Annotated in this window: 16 protein-coding genes; 9 read left to right on the top strand and 7 right to left on the bottom strand. The window is 68.6% G+C overall.

The window, feature by feature from the left end; genetic code table 11:
* Nucleotides 1-102: 102 nt before the first annotated feature.
* Nucleotides 103-1,233: a DNA polymerase III subunit beta gene (gene dnaN / locus ACFW2G_RS05220; protein ID WP_384449101.1), complete on the bottom strand. Its 1,131-nt coding sequence runs from the start codon at nt 1,231-1,233 to the stop codon at nt 103-105.
* A gap of 877 nt (nt 1,234-2,110) precedes the next feature.
* Nucleotides 2,111-3,874: a chromosomal replication initiator protein DnaA gene (gene dnaA, locus ACFW2G_RS05215; protein ID WP_384449098.1), complete on the bottom strand. Its 1,764-nt coding sequence runs from the start codon at nt 3,872-3,874 to the stop codon at nt 2,111-2,113.
* Between the two features lie 397 nt (nt 3,875-4,271).
* On the opposite strand from dnaA, the gene rpmH reads away from it, so the two are divergent.
* From rpmH to ACFW2G_RS05170, 9 genes are all read left to right on the top strand, one after another.
* On the top strand, nt 4,272-4,409 hold the full coding sequence (gene rpmH / locus ACFW2G_RS05210; protein ID WP_018547628.1) for a 50S ribosomal protein L34: 138 nt from the start codon (nt 4,272-4,274) through the stop codon (nt 4,407-4,409).
* Nucleotides 4,410-4,430: 21 nt separating this feature from the next.
* Entirely contained in the window at nt 4,431-4,805 is a 375-nt protein-coding gene (gene rnpA / locus ACFW2G_RS05205; protein WP_384449094.1) for a ribonuclease P protein component, read from the top strand.
* Nucleotides 4,802-5,083, top strand: a complete 282-nt coding sequence (yidD, locus tag ACFW2G_RS05200; protein ID WP_076043740.1) for a membrane protein insertion efficiency factor YidD — start codon at nt 4,802-4,804, stop codon at nt 5,081-5,083. The genes rnpA and yidD overlap by 4 nt, the downstream gene beginning before the upstream one ends.
* 3 nt (nt 5,084-5,086) lie before the next feature.
* Nucleotides 5,087-6,190 carry a membrane protein insertase YidC gene (gene yidC / locus ACFW2G_RS05195; protein WP_037920393.1) on the top strand — a complete coding sequence of 368 codons (1,104 nt, stop codon included), beginning with the start codon at nt 5,087-5,089 and terminating at the stop codon, nt 6,188-6,190.
* A gap of 15 nt (nt 6,191-6,205) precedes the next feature.
* Nucleotides 6,206-6,718 (top strand): R3H domain-containing nucleic acid-binding protein, encoded by a 513-nt coding sequence (locus tag ACFW2G_RS05190; protein WP_030025736.1) that lies wholly within the window; start codon nt 6,206-6,208, stop codon nt 6,716-6,718.
* A gap of 128 nt (nt 6,719-6,846) precedes the next feature.
* On the top strand, nt 6,847-7,563 hold the full coding sequence (gene rsmG, locus ACFW2G_RS05185) for a 16S rRNA (guanine(527)-N(7))-methyltransferase RsmG (RefSeq protein WP_384449089.1): 717 nt from the start codon (nt 6,847-6,849) through the stop codon (nt 7,561-7,563).
* A 265-nt stretch (nt 7,564-7,828) separates the two neighbouring features.
* Nucleotides 7,829-8,917: a ParA family protein gene (locus ACFW2G_RS05180; protein ID WP_078556266.1), complete on the top strand. Its 1,089-nt coding sequence runs from the start codon at nt 7,829-7,831 to the stop codon at nt 8,915-8,917.
* A complete protein-coding gene (locus ACFW2G_RS05175; RefSeq protein WP_078556264.1) occupies nt 8,914-10,008 on the top strand; it encodes a ParB/RepB/Spo0J family partition protein in 1,095 nt (364 codons plus the stop codon). The genes ACFW2G_RS05180 and ACFW2G_RS05175 overlap by 4 nt, the downstream gene beginning before the upstream one ends.
* A gap of 102 nt (nt 10,009-10,110) precedes the next feature.
* A complete protein-coding gene (locus ACFW2G_RS05170; protein WP_384449082.1) occupies nt 10,111-10,728 on the top strand; it encodes a GNAT family N-acetyltransferase in 618 nt (205 codons plus the stop codon).
* 71 nt (nt 10,729-10,799) lie between these two features.
* Here ACFW2G_RS05170 and trxA read toward each other — a convergent pair whose 3' ends face one another.
* The 5 genes from trxA to ACFW2G_RS05145 form a co-directional block, all read right to left on the bottom strand.
* Nucleotides 10,800-11,141 (bottom strand): thioredoxin, encoded by a 342-nt coding sequence (trxA, locus tag ACFW2G_RS05165; protein WP_037920382.1) that lies wholly within the window; start codon nt 11,139-11,141, stop codon nt 10,800-10,802.
* A gap of 61 nt (nt 11,142-11,202) precedes the next feature.
* Complete coding sequence (trxB, locus tag ACFW2G_RS05160) at nt 11,203-12,162, bottom strand: thioredoxin-disulfide reductase (RefSeq protein WP_037920381.1); 960 nt, start codon at nt 12,160-12,162, stop codon at nt 11,203-11,205.
* A gap of 124 nt (nt 12,163-12,286) precedes the next feature.
* Nucleotides 12,287-13,210, bottom strand: a complete 924-nt coding sequence (locus ACFW2G_RS05155; protein ID WP_384581009.1) for a hypothetical protein — start codon at nt 13,208-13,210, stop codon at nt 12,287-12,289.
* Entirely contained in the window at nt 13,207-13,905 is a 699-nt protein-coding gene (gene sigM, locus ACFW2G_RS05150; RefSeq protein WP_384581007.1) for an RNA polymerase sigma factor SigM, read from the bottom strand. The genes ACFW2G_RS05155 and sigM overlap by 4 nt, the downstream gene beginning before the upstream one ends.
* A gap of 25 nt (nt 13,906-13,930) precedes the next feature.
* On the bottom strand, nt 13,931-15,655 hold the full coding sequence (locus ACFW2G_RS05145; protein ID WP_384449074.1) for a protein kinase family protein: 1,725 nt from the start codon (nt 15,653-15,655) through the stop codon (nt 13,931-13,933).
* Between the last annotated feature and the right edge of the window lie 76 nt (nt 15,656-15,731).

The following is a 15,731-nucleotide window of genomic DNA, read 5'->3' as shown; positions in this document are numbered from 1 at the left end:
GGTTTCCTGGTTTCCCACGGTGCCCTCACCGGCCCGTGGACGGCGCCGGGCCCGGACCGCAGCAGCGTGCGGGACCCGGGCCCGGCGTCGAAGGGTGGTGCGTCAGCCGGACAGCCGCACCGGCATGATCAGGTACTTGTAGGCCTCGTCCGCCTCGGCGTCGACCGCGGGGCGGCCGCTGAGCAGTGCCGGCTTGGTCGACGTGGTGAAGCTGAGCTGGGCCACCGGCGAGGCGATCGCGCTGAGGCCGTCCAGCAGGAAGGTCGGGTTGAAGGCGATCGAGATGTCGTCGCCGTCCAGCTGGGCGTCGACCCTTTCCACAGCCTGTGCGTCGTCGGAGGAGCCGGCCTCCAGGATCAGGACGCCCTGCTCGAAGCTCAGGCGGACCGGGGTGTTGCGCTCGGCCACCAGGGCCACACGCTTGACGGCCTCGACGAAGGGGGCGGTCTCGATCACGGCGACGGAGTTGAACTCGGTCGGGAAGAGCGTCCGGTACTTGGGCAGGTCGCCCTCGAGCAGCCGGGTGGTGGTACGGCGGCCGGCGCCCTCGAAACCGATCAGGCCCTCGCCCGCACCGGAGCCGGAAAGGGCCAGGGTCACGGTGTCACCGCTGGTCAGCGAGTTGGCGATCTCTTGGAGCGTCTTGGCGGGCACCAGGGCCACCGCCGACGCCTCCGGGTTCTCCGGCTTCCACAGGAACTCGCGGACCGCGAAGCGGTAGCGGTCGGTGGAGGCCAGGGTGACGCGGTCGCCCTCGATCTCGATGCGCACACCGGTCAGCACGGGCAGCGTGTCGTCGCGACCCGCGGCGGTGGCCACCTGCTTGGCAGCGGCGGCGAAGACCTCGCCGGACACGGTGCCGGTCGCGGTCGGCATCTGCGGCAGCGCCGGGTACTCCTCCACAGGAAGGGTGTGGAGTGTGAATCGCGAGGAGCCGCAGACCACGGTCGCCCGCACACCGTCTGTGGAAATCTCCACCGGCCGGTTGGGGAGGGCGCGGCAGATGTCGGCGAGCAGCCGGCCGGACACCAGGACGGTGCCGTCCTCCTCGACGTCCGCCTCGACCGAGACCCGGGCCGAAACCTCGTAGTCGAAGCCGGAGAGGCTCAGGGTGCCGTCCTCGGCCTTGAGCAGCAGGCCCGCGAGGACGGGCACCGGCGGCCGGGCCGGGAGGCTGCGGGCCGCCCAGGCCACCGCCTCCGCGAGTACGTCGCGCTCCACCCGGATCTTCACCGGAACCGCCTCCTGCTGTTGCTCGCTCGTCTGCCGGCCTTCGTCGTCGGCTCGTCGATGCCTCGACCGACGCCGGGGACCAGTCTGACGTACGGCGCCGACACTCGCTGCGGCCGGAGGTCAAGTCGGGAGCGAGGTGCCGGGACGGACGACCGGCGAGTTGTGCACAGGTCCTGCTTGAAAACCGAAACCGGCCTCACTCTCCATGGGGGTAGTAGTAGGGCCTGTGGAAACGGTGGATAACCCTGTTGCTGCAGGTCAGAGGGCGTTTTTTATCCACCGGCCCTGTGGGTGGCACCGGTGGACAACACGGTGTCCCTGTGGAGAACGAAAAGTTCTGCACAGGCTGTCCCCAGGTGGCCCCGACTACTCCACAGGTGTGTCCCCAGCTTTCCCCCGTTACTCCACAGCCCAAACGTCTACATCCGTGTGACGGCTTTCACTCCGGGCGGTGAGAGGGGGTGGCGGGTTGCCGAACAGTGGACAAGGGTGTGGAGAAGTCCGGGAAACCTGTGCACAGCATGAGGGAACCTGTGGGGTGGCGGTGGACAACGGCGGGGGCGGGGGTGTGGACGAGATGGTTGTCCACAGGGTGTGGATGGCGGTTGCGCACAAATCCACAGGGTCCTGACCTGGTCTGATGGATCCTCACCCGGCACCCCTGTGGACAGATTGTGGGTGACGCGGACAGTCCCCAGGGTGTGGACGGAAGAAAGTCGCCGAATCTGTGGATGAGTTGCTCCCCAGGGGGCGTATTCGAACAGGTCAGGGGCGCACGCACGAAGAAGGGCGCCCCCGTTGTGGACCGGGAGCGCCCTCTGAATGTGTTTGAAGGAGGGTTGAGGCGGGACCTGTCCAGCCGACCAGGGGCTCGCGCTCAGCCGTTCTTGATGCGGTTGGTGAGCTCCGTGACCTGGTTGTAAATGGAGCGCCGCTCGGCCATCAGAGCGCGGATCTTGCGGTCCGCGTGCATGACCGTGGTGTGGTCGCGGCCGCCGAACTGCGCCCCGATCTTGGGCAGCGACAGGTCGGTGAGCTCACGGCACAGGTACATGGCGATCTGCCGCGCGGTGACCAGCACCCGGCTGCGCGAGGAGCCGCACAGGTCGTCCACGGTCAGGCCGAAGTAGTCCGCGGTGGCCGCCATGATGTCGCTGGCGGTGATCTCCGGTGCGCTGTCCTCGCCGCCGGGGATCAGGTTCTTCAGAACGTCCTCGGTGAGGCCCAGGTCGACCGGCTGCCGGTTGAGGCTCGCGAAGGCCGTGACCCGGATCAGCGCTCCCTCCAGCTCCCGGATGTTGCGCGAGATCCGGGAGGCGATGAACTCCAGCACCTCCGGAGGGGCGTTGAGCTGTTCCTGGACCGCCTTCTTGCGCAGGATCGCGATGCGGGTCTCCAGCTCGGGGGGCTGGACATCTGTGATCAGGCCCCACTCGAAGCGGTTGCGCAGCCGGTCCTCCAGGGTGACGAGCTGCTTGGGCGGCCGGTCGGAGGAGAGGACGATCTGCTTGTTCGCGTTGTGGAGCGTGTTGAAGGTGTGGAAGAACTCCTCCTGCGTCGACTCCTTGCTCGCGAGGAACTGGATGTCGTCGACGAGCAGGATGTCCATCTCGCGGTAGCGCTTGCGGAACGCGTCGCCCTTGCCGTCGCGGATCGAGTTGATGAACTCGTTGGTGAACTCCTCGGAGCTCACGTACCGCACGCGGGTGCCCGGGTAGAGGCTCCTGGCGTAGTGCCCGATGGCGTGCAGCAGGTGCGTCTTGCCGAGGCCCGACTCCCCGTAGACGAAGAGCGGGTTGTACGCCTTCGCCGGCGCCTCGGCGACCGCCACCGCGGCGGCGTGCGCGAAGCGGTTGGACGCACCGATGACGAACGTGTCGAAGAGGTACTTGGGGTTCAGTCGGGCGGTCGGCTCCAGCGGGCCCGACGTGGAGCCGCCGGACGGGACCGGGGGCGGTGCGGGCCGGCCGGGGGCCGGGCGCGGTGCGGGCTGCTCGTACGACTGCTGCTCGTATTGATGGGATTGATGGGGCTGGTGCGACTGCTGCTCGTACGGCGACTGCTCGTACTGCTGCTGTTCGTAGGAGCCCTTGTCATAGGAGGGCGGGTCGTACTTCTGCTGGTCGTAGCCCGAGGACTCGGCCTGCTGGAGGTAGCCCGGCTGCGGGGAAGCGTAGGGGTCGCGTTCGGGGAAGCCGCCCAGCCGCGGCTGCTGCCAGCCGTAGTCGTCCTGCTGCCCGCCGCGGGGCCACGCGCCGGGCTCGGGGCGTGGCTGCTGGTAGTCCGGATAGGCCGGGCGGGCCGCGGGGAGCTGGTCGTCCGGGGGACCGCCGCCGCCCGGACGCTGGCCGCCGTACGGTTCGTAGCCGCCGGGCTGCTGGGCGGGAGGAGCGGCGGGGGCGGGCTCGCCGGCGGAGTCGTCCACGGTGATGGCGATCCGGATGGGGCGGCCGCACTCCCGGCTGAGCGCATCGCTGATCAGCGGGGCGAGGCGGCCTTCGAGGACGCGCTTGCCCCATTCGTTGGGGACGGCGAGCAGGGCGGTGTCGGCGACGAGTGCCAGGGGCTGACACCGCTCGACCCACTGCTTGTCCTTGGGCTCGATGCCCGGCTGTCCCTCACCGAGGAGCTTCTCGAGCACCCTTGGCCACACTGCGGCAAGATCGGCAGGTACGTCAGCCACAGAGCACGCTCTCTCACAGGGGTCCCACGAATGTGTGGTTCTTTGGGACGGTCGGGACAAAAAATCCGGGGTCAGGCAACGGTAGTCAGGCCAGAGGCCGCGGTTCAAGTCGTTGTCCACAGCCTGTGCACAGTGGAGGGTGGGGCAGGCTCGGTTTGACCGGATGGCGTAGCCGCGCGTACCGTAACGAGGTCGAGTTGTCGATGGCTGCTGCCGCCTGCCTACCGATGGGCGAAGGTCACTGATAGTGATCAATTAGCGGTGCCACTCGGGCGAACACGCGAGTTTCCTCGTGGGCGCACGGTGACAGCCAGGCGATGTCCCGCCACAACGATTCATTCTCTGGAGCCCCCGAGTGAGCAAGCGCACCTTCCAGCCGAACAACCGCCGTCGCGCCAAGACCCACGGCTTCCGCCTGCGGATGCGTACCCGCGCCGGCCGCGCGATCCTGGCGAACCGCCGTTCCAAGGGCCGCGCCGCCCTGTCCGCGTAACAACGCTCAGGTCGTGACGTCGTGCTGTCTCCCGAGAATCGGCTGAGGCGGCGCGAGGAATTCGCGAGCGCGGTACGCCGAGGACGTCGGGCCGGTCGCCCACTCCTCGTCGTCCACCTACGTACAAGCGGTGCAACGGACCCGCACGAGTCGGGGGAGATCGATCCCTCGTCGCGTGCGGGTTTCGTCGTCAGCAAGGCCGTCGGCAATGCCGTCACGCGGAACCGGGTGAAGCGCCGCCTTCGCCATCTGGTGCGCGAGCGGCTGTCTCAGCTGCCCGCCGGTAGCCTGGTGGTGGTACGAGCCTTGCCCGGAGCGGGTGATGCCGGCCCCGACGAACTGGCCCGGGACCTGGATGCCGCTCTGGCGCGGCTCCTGGGAGGCGTGGCTCGATGAAGTACCCGCTGCTCGCTTTGATCAAGCTGTACCAGTGGACGATCAGTCCGCTGCTCGGGCCGGTGTGCCGCTACTACCCGTCGTGTTCGCACTACGGGTACACGGCCATCGACCGGCATGGTGCGGTGAAGGGGACAGCCCTGACCGCCTGGCGGATCCTGCGGTGCAATCCGTGGTCCCCGGGTGGCGTGGACCATGTCCCACCCCGTAAACGCCCGCGTTGGCACGAGCAGCTGCGCAGTGCGTTGCGTAGATCTCGCAATGCTCAAGGAGCCTGATTAGTGGACACGATCGCCGGTCTGTTCAGCTTTATCACCACACCCGTTTCCTGGATCATCGTCCAGTTCCACTCGTTGTACGGGGCGGTCTTCGGGCCGGACAGTGGATGGGCCTGGGGCCTGTCCATCGTGTCCCTGGTGGTCTTGATCCGTATCTGCCTGATCCCGCTCTTCGTGAAGCAGATCAAGGCGACGCGTGGCATGCAGGCGCTCCAGCCGAAGATGAAGGCGATCCAGGAGCGCTACAAGAACGACAAGCAGCGTCAGTCCGAAGAGATGATGAAGCTGTACAAGGAGACGGGTACCAACCCGCTCTCCTCGTGCCTTCCCATCCTGGCGCAGTCGCCGTTCTTCTTCGCGCTCTACCACGTGCTGGCGAACATCGCCGACGGCAAGACCATCGGTGTCCTCAACCAGCAGCTCGTCGACAGTGCCCGTGAGGCCAAGATCTTCGGTGCGCCGATCGCCGCCAAGTTCATGGACAGCTCCGAGAAGGTCGCCGCCCTCGGCGCCTCGCTGACGGACGTCCGGATCGTGACCGCGGTCATGATCGTCATGATGTCGCTGTCGCAGTTCTACACCCAGCGTCAGCTGATGCAGAAGAACGTCGACCTGTCGGTCAAGACGCCGTTCATGCAGCAGCAGAAGATGCTGATGTACATCTTCCCGGTGATCTTCGCGGTCATGGGTATCAACTTCCCCGTCGGTGTCCTCGTCTACTGGCTCACCACGAACGTCTGGACCATGGGTCAGCAGATGTACGTGATCAACCAGAACCCGACGCCGGGCAGCAAGGCGCAGGACCAGTACCTGACGCGGCTGCTCAAGCACGCCAGCTCGCACGGTGAGGTCAAGGGCCGGGGCAAGAAGAAGATCGTCGCCGACATCGTGGCCAAGGGCCCGGACCGCAACGACAACGAGCGGAAGTTCATCACGGCGCTGTCGAAGCAGGGCCTGGCCGCGCAGGCTGACGGCTCGGTGATCAAGAGTTCCGAGGCCACGGCCGATTCGGATGCCGCGAGCGGTGGTGCTGCGAAGAGGCAGCAGCCGAAGCGGCAGACGAAATCGCAGCGCCAGACGCCCAGCAAGCCCTCTTCCAAGAAGTAAGAAGGAGTCCCTCCCGTGACGGAAGGCACCACCACCGCCGCCGCTGAGAGTGGCGACACCCTGACCCGCCTCGAGCAGGAGGGTGAGATCGCGGCCGATTACCTTGAGGGTCTGCTGGACATCGCAGACCTGGACGGCGACATCGACATGGACGTCGAGGCGGACCGTGCTGCGGTGTCGATCGTCAGTGACTCCGCCAGCCGCGACCTGCAGAAGCTCGTGGGCCGCGACGGTGAGGTCCTGGAAGCCCTGCAGGAGCTGACCCGCCTGGCCGTCCACCGGGAGACCGGGGACCGCAGCCGGCTGATGCTCGACATCGCCGGGTTCCGCGCGAAGAAGCGTGAGGAGCTGGCGGCTCTGGGCGCGAAGGCGGCAGCTGATGTGAAGGCGTCCGGCGAGCCGCTGAAGCTGGCTCCGATGACCCCGTTCGAGCGGAAGGTCGTCCACGACGCCGTGGCGGCCGCCGGTCTGCGGAGCGAGTCCGAGGGCGAGGAGCCGCAGCGCTTCGTCGTTGTGCTCCCGGCCTGATCGCCGGCATGAATGCTCGGCCCCGTCTGTGTCGCAGGCGGGGCCGATGTTTGTCAGCCTGGCATGTGAACGACACGGCATCTTGAATACGTGGTCCTCAGAACCACGAGGTACGGAAGGACGGTCCCGTGACGGAGGCAGCTGAGCTTCCCGAGGCGCCCGAGGAGGCGCGCGCGGTGTTCGGTGAGTTTTTCCCGGAAGCTGTGCGGTATGCCGAGCTGCTCGCGGACGCGGGAGTCAAGCGCGGCCTGATCGGGCCGCGTGAGGTGCCGCGGCTGTGGGAGCGGCACCTGCTGAACTGCGCAGTGCTGTCGGAGGTGGTGCCCCAGGGCGTCACCGTGTGCGACGTGGGCTCGGGTGCGGGTCTGCCCGGTATCCCGCTCGCGCTGGTGCGACGGGATCTCAAGATCACATTGCTTGAGCCGCTGCTGCGGCGGACGACCTTCCTCCAGGAGGCCGTGGAACTGCTGGGCCTCGACCACGTCACGGTCATGCGCGGACGGGCCGAGGAGGTCCTCGGCAAGCTCCAGCCGGTGCACGTGGTGACGGCGCGTGCAGTGGCTCCGTTGGACCGGCTGGCCGGCTGGGGCGTGCCCCTGCTGCGTCCGTACGGCGAGATGCTGGCCCTCAAGGGCGACACCGCCGAGGAGGAGCTGGTGTCGGCGAAGACGGCGCTGACCAAGCTCGGTGTGGTGAAGACCTCGGTGCTGCAGGTGGGCGAGGGCCTGGTGGATCCGCTGTCGACGGTGGTCCGGGTCGAGGTCGGAGAAAGCCCCGGTGGGGTGAGGTTCGCGGCCAAGCGGGCTAAGGCTGCCAGGGTCGGCAGGTCTCGCCGGCGTCGTTGATTCGCTGGTTGTGTGGGGCCCGCACGGAGATTTCGTCCGTGTTGGGCCCTGTAGGTATGCATTTCGGAGTGTCGTAGAGGCCTGAAGACTCCGTCCGGGCATCGTGTTTCACGTGAAACGTCGCTCTCTGCTGCACGGAATCATCAGCCGCGGTCGTGCGGCTGCGTCCCCCCTCCAGCGCAAGGAGGGAAGGGGGACGGAGTTGTCCACATCGGTGGATTCATCCACAGGAGTACGGGCCCCGCTGGTTCGCGACCCCGGTGACATGGCAGGCTCTGCTCATCGCGAGCCTGATGTCGAGGAGAGTGACACCGTGCGGTCCGACGCCAACCTCGCGGGGCCGATGGCCGACCCGGTCCCCGGTCCCCGCTCTGAACGCGTGGGTGAGGATGTTTCACGTGAAACATCACCCCCACCTCTCGTGGACAACGAGACGCCTGTCGGCCGATCCGCCCAGCTGGCGGTAGAGGCGATGGGACGTTCCGGTGCGGCCATGCCGCGCCCGGAGCAGACCCGCGTCATCGTGGTCGCCAACCAGAAGGGCGGCGTGGGCAAGACCACGACGACCGTGAACCTGGCGGCCTCGCTGGCTCTGAACGGGGCCCGGGTCCTCGTGGTCGACCTCGACCCGCAGGGGAACGCATCCACCGCTCTGGGCATCGATCACCACGCCGACGTTCCGTCCATCTACCACGTCCTCGTGGATAGCCGGCCCCTGCTGGAGGTCGTCCAACCGGTGGTCGACGTGGAGGGGCTCTTCTGCGCTCCGGCCACGATCGATCTGGCGGGTGCGGAGATTGAGCTGGTGTCGCTGGTGGCGAGGGAGAGCCGGCTCCAGCGGGCGATCCAGGCGTACGACCAGCCCCTCGACTACATCCTGATCGACTGCCCGCCCTCGCTCGGCCTGCTGACGGTGAACGCCCTGGTGGCCGGCGCTGAAGTCCTCATCCCGATCCAGTGCGAGTACTACGCGCTGGAGGGCCTGGGCCAGCTGCTGCGCAACGTCGATCTGGTGCGGGCCCACCTCAACCCGGCCCTCCATGTGTCGACGATCCTGCTGACGATGTACGACGGCAGGACCCGGCTCGCGTCGCAGGTGGCGGACGAGGTGCGCAGCCACTTCGGCAAGGAAGTGCTCCGGACGAGCATCCCCCGGTCGGTGCGCATCTCCGAGGCACCCAGCTACGGGCAGACGGTGCTCACGTATGACCCGGGTTCCAGTGGTTCCCTCTCCTACTTGGAGGCGGCGCGAGAGATCGCGTATCGGGGGGTCGGAATGCAGTACGAGTCCCAGCACGCCCATCTGGGCGCGGGTATGAACAGCACGCAGAGTATGGCGGAGGGGATCCAGTGAGTGAGCGACGTAGAGGTCTGGGACGGGGGCTCGCCGCGCTGATCCCGCAGGCTCCGCAGGAGAAGGCGTTGCCGGCGAGTGGAGCCGGCTCCGCGTCACCGACGGCGGTGCCGGAGCTGGCCTCCGAGCGCGGGATCGCGGCGGCGAAGCTTGCGGCTCTGTCGCAGGCCGATGTTTCACGTGAAACATCGCTCGCGGTTCTCCCGGTGGACGAGCCTGCTGCGGAGCCGGCGGCCGAGGCCAATGAGGTGGCGGGAGCGACGTTCGCTGAGCTTCCGATGGACACGATCACCCCGAACCCGCGGCAGCCGCGTGAGGTGTTCGACGAAGACGCGCTCGCCGAGCTGGTGACCTCCATCCAGGAGGTGGGTCTGCTCCAGCCGGTCGTGGTGCGCCAGTCTGCACCTGGCCGGTACGAGCTGATCATGGGTGAGCGGCGCTGGCGTGCCTGCCGGGAAGCCGGACTGGAGGCCATTCCGGCGATCATTCGTGCGACGGACGACGAGAAGCTGCTGCTGGACGCCCTGCTGGAGAACCTTCACCGGGCCCAGCTCAACCCGCTGGAAGAGGCCGCGGCCTACGACCAGCTGCTCCAGGACTTCAATTGCACGCACGACCAGCTGGCCGATCGGATCGGCCGTTCCCGCCCTCAGGTGTCGAACACCCTGCGACTGCTGAAGCTGTCGCCGCCGGTGCAGCGCCGGGTGGCTGCCGGTGTGCTCTCGGCGGGGCACGCGCGAGCGCTGCTCTCAGTGGAGGATTCTGCGGAGCAGGACCGGCTGGCGCACCGGATCGTGGCCGAGGGGCTGTCGGTACGTGCGGTCGAGGAGATCGTGACGCTGATGGGTTCGGAGCCTTCGAGCGCGGTGAAGCCGAAAGGCCCGCGTGCGGGAACCCGGGTGTCTCCGGCGCTCAGTGAGCTGGCGACGCGGCTGTCGGATCGCTTCGAGACGCGGGTGAAGGTGGACCTGGGCCAGAAGAAGGGCAAGATCACGGTCGAGTTCGCTTCGATGGAGGATCTGGAGCGGATTCTGGGGACCTTGGCACCGGGCGAGGGCCGGGTGCTGGACCAGGGCCTGCCTGGAGAGTGATCCCGGGCAGGCCGAGGGGCGGATCGTGCCGGTGCGAACCGGCGTGACCCGCCCCTTCGTCTTGCTGTCGAAGAACGAGGGACCAGTGGATACGATGCCGTCATGGGTCGTCGGCTGGTACCGCTCACGCTGGACAACCTCCAAGACCTGCCGCGTCGTTGCCGGTCCTGCGTCTTCTGGGAACTGGATCCGGTCAGCGGTGAGGCCGCCGTCAAGACGGGCACCGCGGCGACGGAGAAGGAGGCCTGGATCTCGGCTGTCCTGCTGGAGTGGGGATCCTGCGGCCGTGTGGTCTACGTGGACGACGTTCCGGTGGGGTTCGTGCTGTATGCACCACCGGCGTACGTCCCCCGGTCCACCGCTTTCCCGACGAGTCCGGTCTCGCCGGACGCCGTCCAACTGATCACCGCGTGGATCATGCCGGGATATCAGGGACAGGGACTGGGCCGGGTCATGGTTCAGACAGTGGCCAAGGACCTGCTGCGCAGGGGGTTCCGGGCGATCGAGGCGTTCGGGGACGCGCGGTGGGAGGGCCCGGCCTGCCTGCTTCCGGCGGACCATCTCCTGGCCGTTGGCTTCAAGACCGTACGCCCCCATCCGGCTCATCCCCGGTTGCGGCTGGAATTGCGGTCTACCTTGTCCTGGAAGGAAGACGTCGAGCTGGCTCTGGACCGGTTGTTGGGCGGCGCGCGCAAGGAGCCGGCCCTACGGCCGCTCTGATGGCAAACACGGAAACGGGCCCAACCCCTACGAGGGGGGTGGGCCCGTTTCACGTGAAACATCGGCCGTCGTCAGACGGTCTTGACCTCGACGAAGTCAGCGAGATCACGCAGGATGGCGGCCTTCGGCTTGGCGCCGACGATGGTCTTGGCGACCTCGCCGCCCTTGTAGACGTTGAGCGTCGGGATGGACATGACGCCGTACTTGGCCGCGGTGGCCGGGTTCTCGTCGATGTTGAGCTTGACGATTTCGATCTGGTCGCCGTATTCGGCGGCGATGGCCTCCAGAGACGGGGCGATCTGGCGGCACGGTCCGCACCAGGCGGCCCAGAAGTCGACAAGTACGGGCTTGTCGCTCCTGAGGACCTCGGCGTCGAAGTCGGCGTCGGTCACGTTCTTGAGGGTGCCGGCCACAGCGGCCTCCTTGTTCTTCCTGCGGGGTGGGGTGTGTGGGGCTGGTGCGGGGTGGGACCGGTCAGACCGCTGCGTGAGCCTTCTCGGCGTCCGCGAGGGCGGCGAGGAAGCGCTCGGCGTCGAGGGCGGCGGAGCAGCCGGTGCCCGCGGCGGTGATGGCCTGACGGTAGGTGTGGTCCACGACGTCGCCGGCGCCGAACACGCCGGTGACGCTGGTGCGGGTGGACGGGGCGTCGACCTTGAGGTAGCCCTCGTCGTCAAGGTCCAGCTGGTCCTTGAAGAGCTCGGTGCGCGGGTCGTGGCCGACGGCGATGAACAGGCCGGTCACGGGCAGCTCGGAGGTCTCACCGGTCTTGGTGTTGCGCAGGGTGAGGCCGGAGAGCTTCTGCTCACCGCGGATCTCGGAGACCTCGCTGTCCCAGGCGAACTTGATCTTCGGGTCGGCGAAGGCGCGGTCCTGCATGGCCTTGGAGGCGCGCAGGCTGTCGCGCCGGTGGACGATCGTGACGGACTTGGCGAACCGGGAGAGGAAGGTGGCCTCCTCGATCGCGGTGTCACCGCCGCCGACGACGGCGATGTCGTGGTCCTTGAAGAAGAACCCGTCACAGGTGGCGCACCAGGAGACGCCGCGGCCCGAGAGGGCGTCCTCGTTGGGCAGACCGAGCTTGCGGTGCTGCGAACCCGTGGTGACGATGACGGCCTTCGCACGGTGCACGGTGCCGGCCGTGTCGGTGACGGTCTTGATCTCGCCGGTGAGGTCCACGGCCACGATGTCGTCCGGAACCAACTCGGCGCCGAAGCGCTCGGCCTGGCCCCGCATGTTGTCCATCAGGTCCGGGCCCATGATGCCGTCCTGGAAACCGGGGAAGTTCTCCACCTCGGTGGTGTTCATCAGCGCGCCACCGGCGGTGACGGCGCCCTCGAAGACCAGGGGCTTGAGCGAAGCGCGTGCGGTGTACAGGGCGGCGGTGTAACCGGCCGGCCCGGAGCCGATGATGATCACGTTTCGAACGTCGCTCACGGGTTTCTTCCTCGTCTCTGCGGACTGCGTGCTGCCTACCGGGGGCCGGTGCGGACTCTCACCCCACCCAACGGATCCTACGGCGCCTGCATTCCCCACCTGTCGCAGTGCGGACCTGAACGGGTCAGCTTCGCGGATAGGTGTTCTTCAGGAGGACCTTTCCGGGAGCGGCGGAGCCCGTGCTCTCGCACGTGGTGTCGACGAGGTAGGCGTCCACGCGCGAGTCGTCGCCGGAGTGGGGCAGGACGAGCAGATGGACCGGGGCGCCCTGGTAGCTGCCGCGCTCCGCGGCGAGTGGGGCGTCCGATCGGCCCGTGGCGTCCTGAACGCAGGAGGCGACCGCGGGCGCCACCCGCTTGCCCTCGGGAGCGACTCCGGAAGCGCCGGCGGTGTCGTCCAGCCCGAAGGGGGTGTTCCGCTCGCCGGGGTCACTCTTGGCGGCCGCTCCGGGCGCGATGAGCCGCTGAACGCTGTCCTGCAGGCCCTGCGCGGTGAAGGTCCCGCCGGCGGCCTCGCCGACGGGTGGGTGGGCGGCGGAGTCCGAGGCCGCGGTGTGCGGGTGCGGGGCACCGGAGAAGTCGACGAAGAGGAAGAGGCCGAGAGCACACGCGGCGGCGCCGGCCAGACCGCCGAGGACGGCGATCCGGCGACGGGCGCGGCGACGCCCCGGACCGGTTGGGCCGGTCGGGTGACCGGAGGGCGCTGCTGCACGGGAGACGGCGCGGTCCGCAGCGCGGGGGCGGGGGGACGGACCGGCCTGGTCCCGCGGCTGGGTCGCGTCGAGCAGGGCCTCGGCGGCGAGGGCCGCGTCGATCCGCCCGGCGATGTCCGCCGGCATGCGGGCAGGACCGGGCAGGGTGCCGAGGAGCCCGCGGATCTCCTCCAGGGAGGAGCGGACATCGGCGCACAGGGCGCAGCCTTCCAGGTGACGGCGGATTTCCCCGGTACGGGACGGGGAGAGGAGCCCTTCGGTCAGGTCGGAGATCTCCGAGACGTCCGGGTGCCGGATCGTTCCGGTCGTGCCGGGCGTGCCCGTCGCAGGGCTCACGGTCGTCCACCTCCGCCCTTCACAGCGTCTGTGTCTGGTTGCCGGGGTTGTGCCGTCGCCGGTGGGACGGGCGTGCCCGGCGTCCGGTTCCTTCCCCGCTCGGCGCCGGTGTTATCCCCGGCATTCGCGCGCAGATGAGTGAGGAGCGGCAGGAGCTTTGCCCTCCCGCGTGCGCACCGGCTCTTCACCGTGCCGATGGGTACGTCGAGGACATCGGCGGCCTCGGCGACGGGGTATCCCTGCATGTCGACGAGGACCAGCACGGCCCGCTGCTCGTCCGGGAGGGTACTCAGAGCGGCCAGGAGCTGGCGGTGGAGGTCCTGGCGCTCGGCAGGTGCCTCGGCGGACTCGTGGGGCTCCAGAAGGCTCTCCAGGCGCTCCGTGTCGTTCAGCGGCGCGGTCCTGCGCGAGGCGGCCTTGCGGGCACGGTCGAGGCACGCGTTGACGGTGATCCGGTGCAGCCAGGTGGTGACGGCCGACTCCCCCCGGAAGGTGTGCGCGGACCGGTAGGCCGAGACCAGGGCGTCCTGCACGGCGTCCGCGGCCTCCTCCCGGTCCCCGAGCGTCCGCAGCGCCACGGCCCACAACCGGTCCCGGTGCCGCCGCACGAGCTCCCCGAAGGCATCGGGATCACCACCCACGTGCAGCGCCAGAAGCTCCTGGTCGCTGCACGCGCCGGGTGTCGTGTCGTCCAACGGTGAGCCCCTCCCGGTTGTGCGGTCAGCCCGAGAACTTCACGTCCGTGATGGCCTGCTTGTAACCGGCGTCGCTGAACATGTCGGCCGGTGCCTGCGGCATGGCGGTGATCCACACAAGCACGTACCGCGTCTTGACCGGTTTCTCGGCGGCCAGCTGGAGATTGGTGTCCGAGGTGGTAATTCCGGCGATCTTCACCATGGAGTCGACGGAGCCCTTGGGGGACTTGGAATCGGTCGCGTACAGCGTGAGGGTGGTGTGCGAGCCGCCGTGCTTCAGCGCTATCGAGGCTGCGCTGACCTCCTGCTCGGACCCGAGGTCGTAGACGATGCCGAGGCCGTCCTTGATCTTCACTTCGGGACCGTCGAAATAGCTCTTGGTGCGCCAGTAGCTGGAGGCGTCCTCGTCGTACGTCTTTGAGACGTCCTCGGGGTTCTGCGGTTTGCCGTCGGGGGCGTATTCCTGGGCACCCGTGATCGCGATCTGGGTCGGCTCCTTCTTCTCCCCGCTGTCGTCCGTGCCGGGCTTGGTGTTGTTGTTGCTCGTGCCGCTGTTGCCCTTCTGGGTGCCGCGTTCCAGGAGGGTGTCCGCCAGTTGCCAGCTGCCCAGGCCGAGGGCGGCGATGAGCAGGGCGGCGACGCCCCACTTGAGCGCGCGGCCGGTGCGGCTCTGCAACGGCGCCGGCGGGGGCACGACGGTGCGCTGGACGGTGGTCACGCCGGACGGCGTGGTGCGGCCGTAGCTGCCCTGCTGGTAGGTGGTGTGCTGGTACTCCGGCGGGGCCGTGAAGGCCGGCTCCGGCGGCCGGATACGGGGCATCGCGGCCACGGCCTTGGACAGCTCTTCCGGGGTGGTGCAGGCCGGCTCCTGGCGGGAGGCAGTGGCCCCGTCGTTGGCGAGCGCACGCATGGCGAGCTCGCCCAGGCCCCGGTGGACGCCCGCGCGGACCTGGTCGGGGGCGATGAGACCGACGCCCTTGGGCAGACCGGTGAGACCGTACGCATCGCTCTCGTAGGGCCAGCGCTGGGTGAGGGCCGCGTACAACAGGGCGCCGATGGCTTCGGTGTCGGCCCGCTGCGGGGTCTCGCTGGTGATGCCGCGCAGCGCGGCGTTCACGGCCAGGCCTCGGATGCGCCATTGGCCCGTGGACGTGCGCAGTATCGCGCTCGGCGTGAGGCGAAGGTGGGCGAGGCCCTCGCGGTGCGCGGCTGCCATCGCCTGGGAGACCTGGCTGACCAGTTGGTAGGCCTCGTGCGGCTCCAGCGGGCCCACGGCGAGCAGGGCGGTGAGCTCGGTGGCGTCGGGCAGCCACTCGTGGACGACGTAGACGAGGTCGTTCTCCTCGACGGCATCGAGGACCTGGACGAAGCGCGGGTCGCCGAGGAGGGCGGACGAGCGGGCGGCGGCCAGTACGGCGCGCGCCCGTGAGTGGTCGGCCGGCATCAGATGGACGCCCACGGCCCGGCGCAGCTTCTCGTCCATCGCGCGCCAACTGCTGAATCCGTCCACACGGGTGACGCACTCTTCCAGCCGGTAGCGTCTGGCGAGCTTGTGACCGCTGTGGAGTTCGGGTGCGGCCGTGGAGGCCGTGTTCGTGCGTTCGCCGTCCTTGTCGGGCATGGGTCCGTCCGCGGCTCGTCCGTTCTGGGTGTCCACCCCGTCGGACGTGGCCTTCGCCGCCTGAGCGGCAGACGGCTCGTCGCCGTCGTTGTCGGCCACGTCGACGGCAGCCGTGCTACGTTCCGCCACCGTCGTTCCTGCCTCCCCATCCGTTGCGCGCTGTAGGCCAGTCTGCGAAGCCATGCCAATTGTGCCCACAGTCCGA

The sequence above is a fragment of the Streptomyces sp. NPDC058880 genome, assembly GCF_042742535.1.
Classification (GTDB): domain Bacteria; phylum Actinomycetota; class Actinomycetes; order Streptomycetales; family Streptomycetaceae; genus Streptomyces.
This window is presented reverse-complemented; position numbering and strand designations above follow the sequence as displayed.

Bases quoted from the DNA above. Each gene is read 5' to 3' on its own strand.
- yidD (WP_076043740.1), top strand. From the start codon at position 4,802: ATGAAGTACCCGCTGCTCGCTTTGATCAAGCTGTACCAGTGGACGATC.
- ACFW2G_RS05180 (WP_078556266.1), top strand. From the start codon at position 7,829: ATGGCAGGCTCTGCTCATCGCGAGCCTGATGTCGAGGAGAGTGACACC.
- ACFW2G_RS05170 (WP_384449082.1), top strand. From the start codon at position 10,111: ATGGGTCGTCGGCTGGTACCGCTCACGCTGGACAACCTCCAAGACCTG.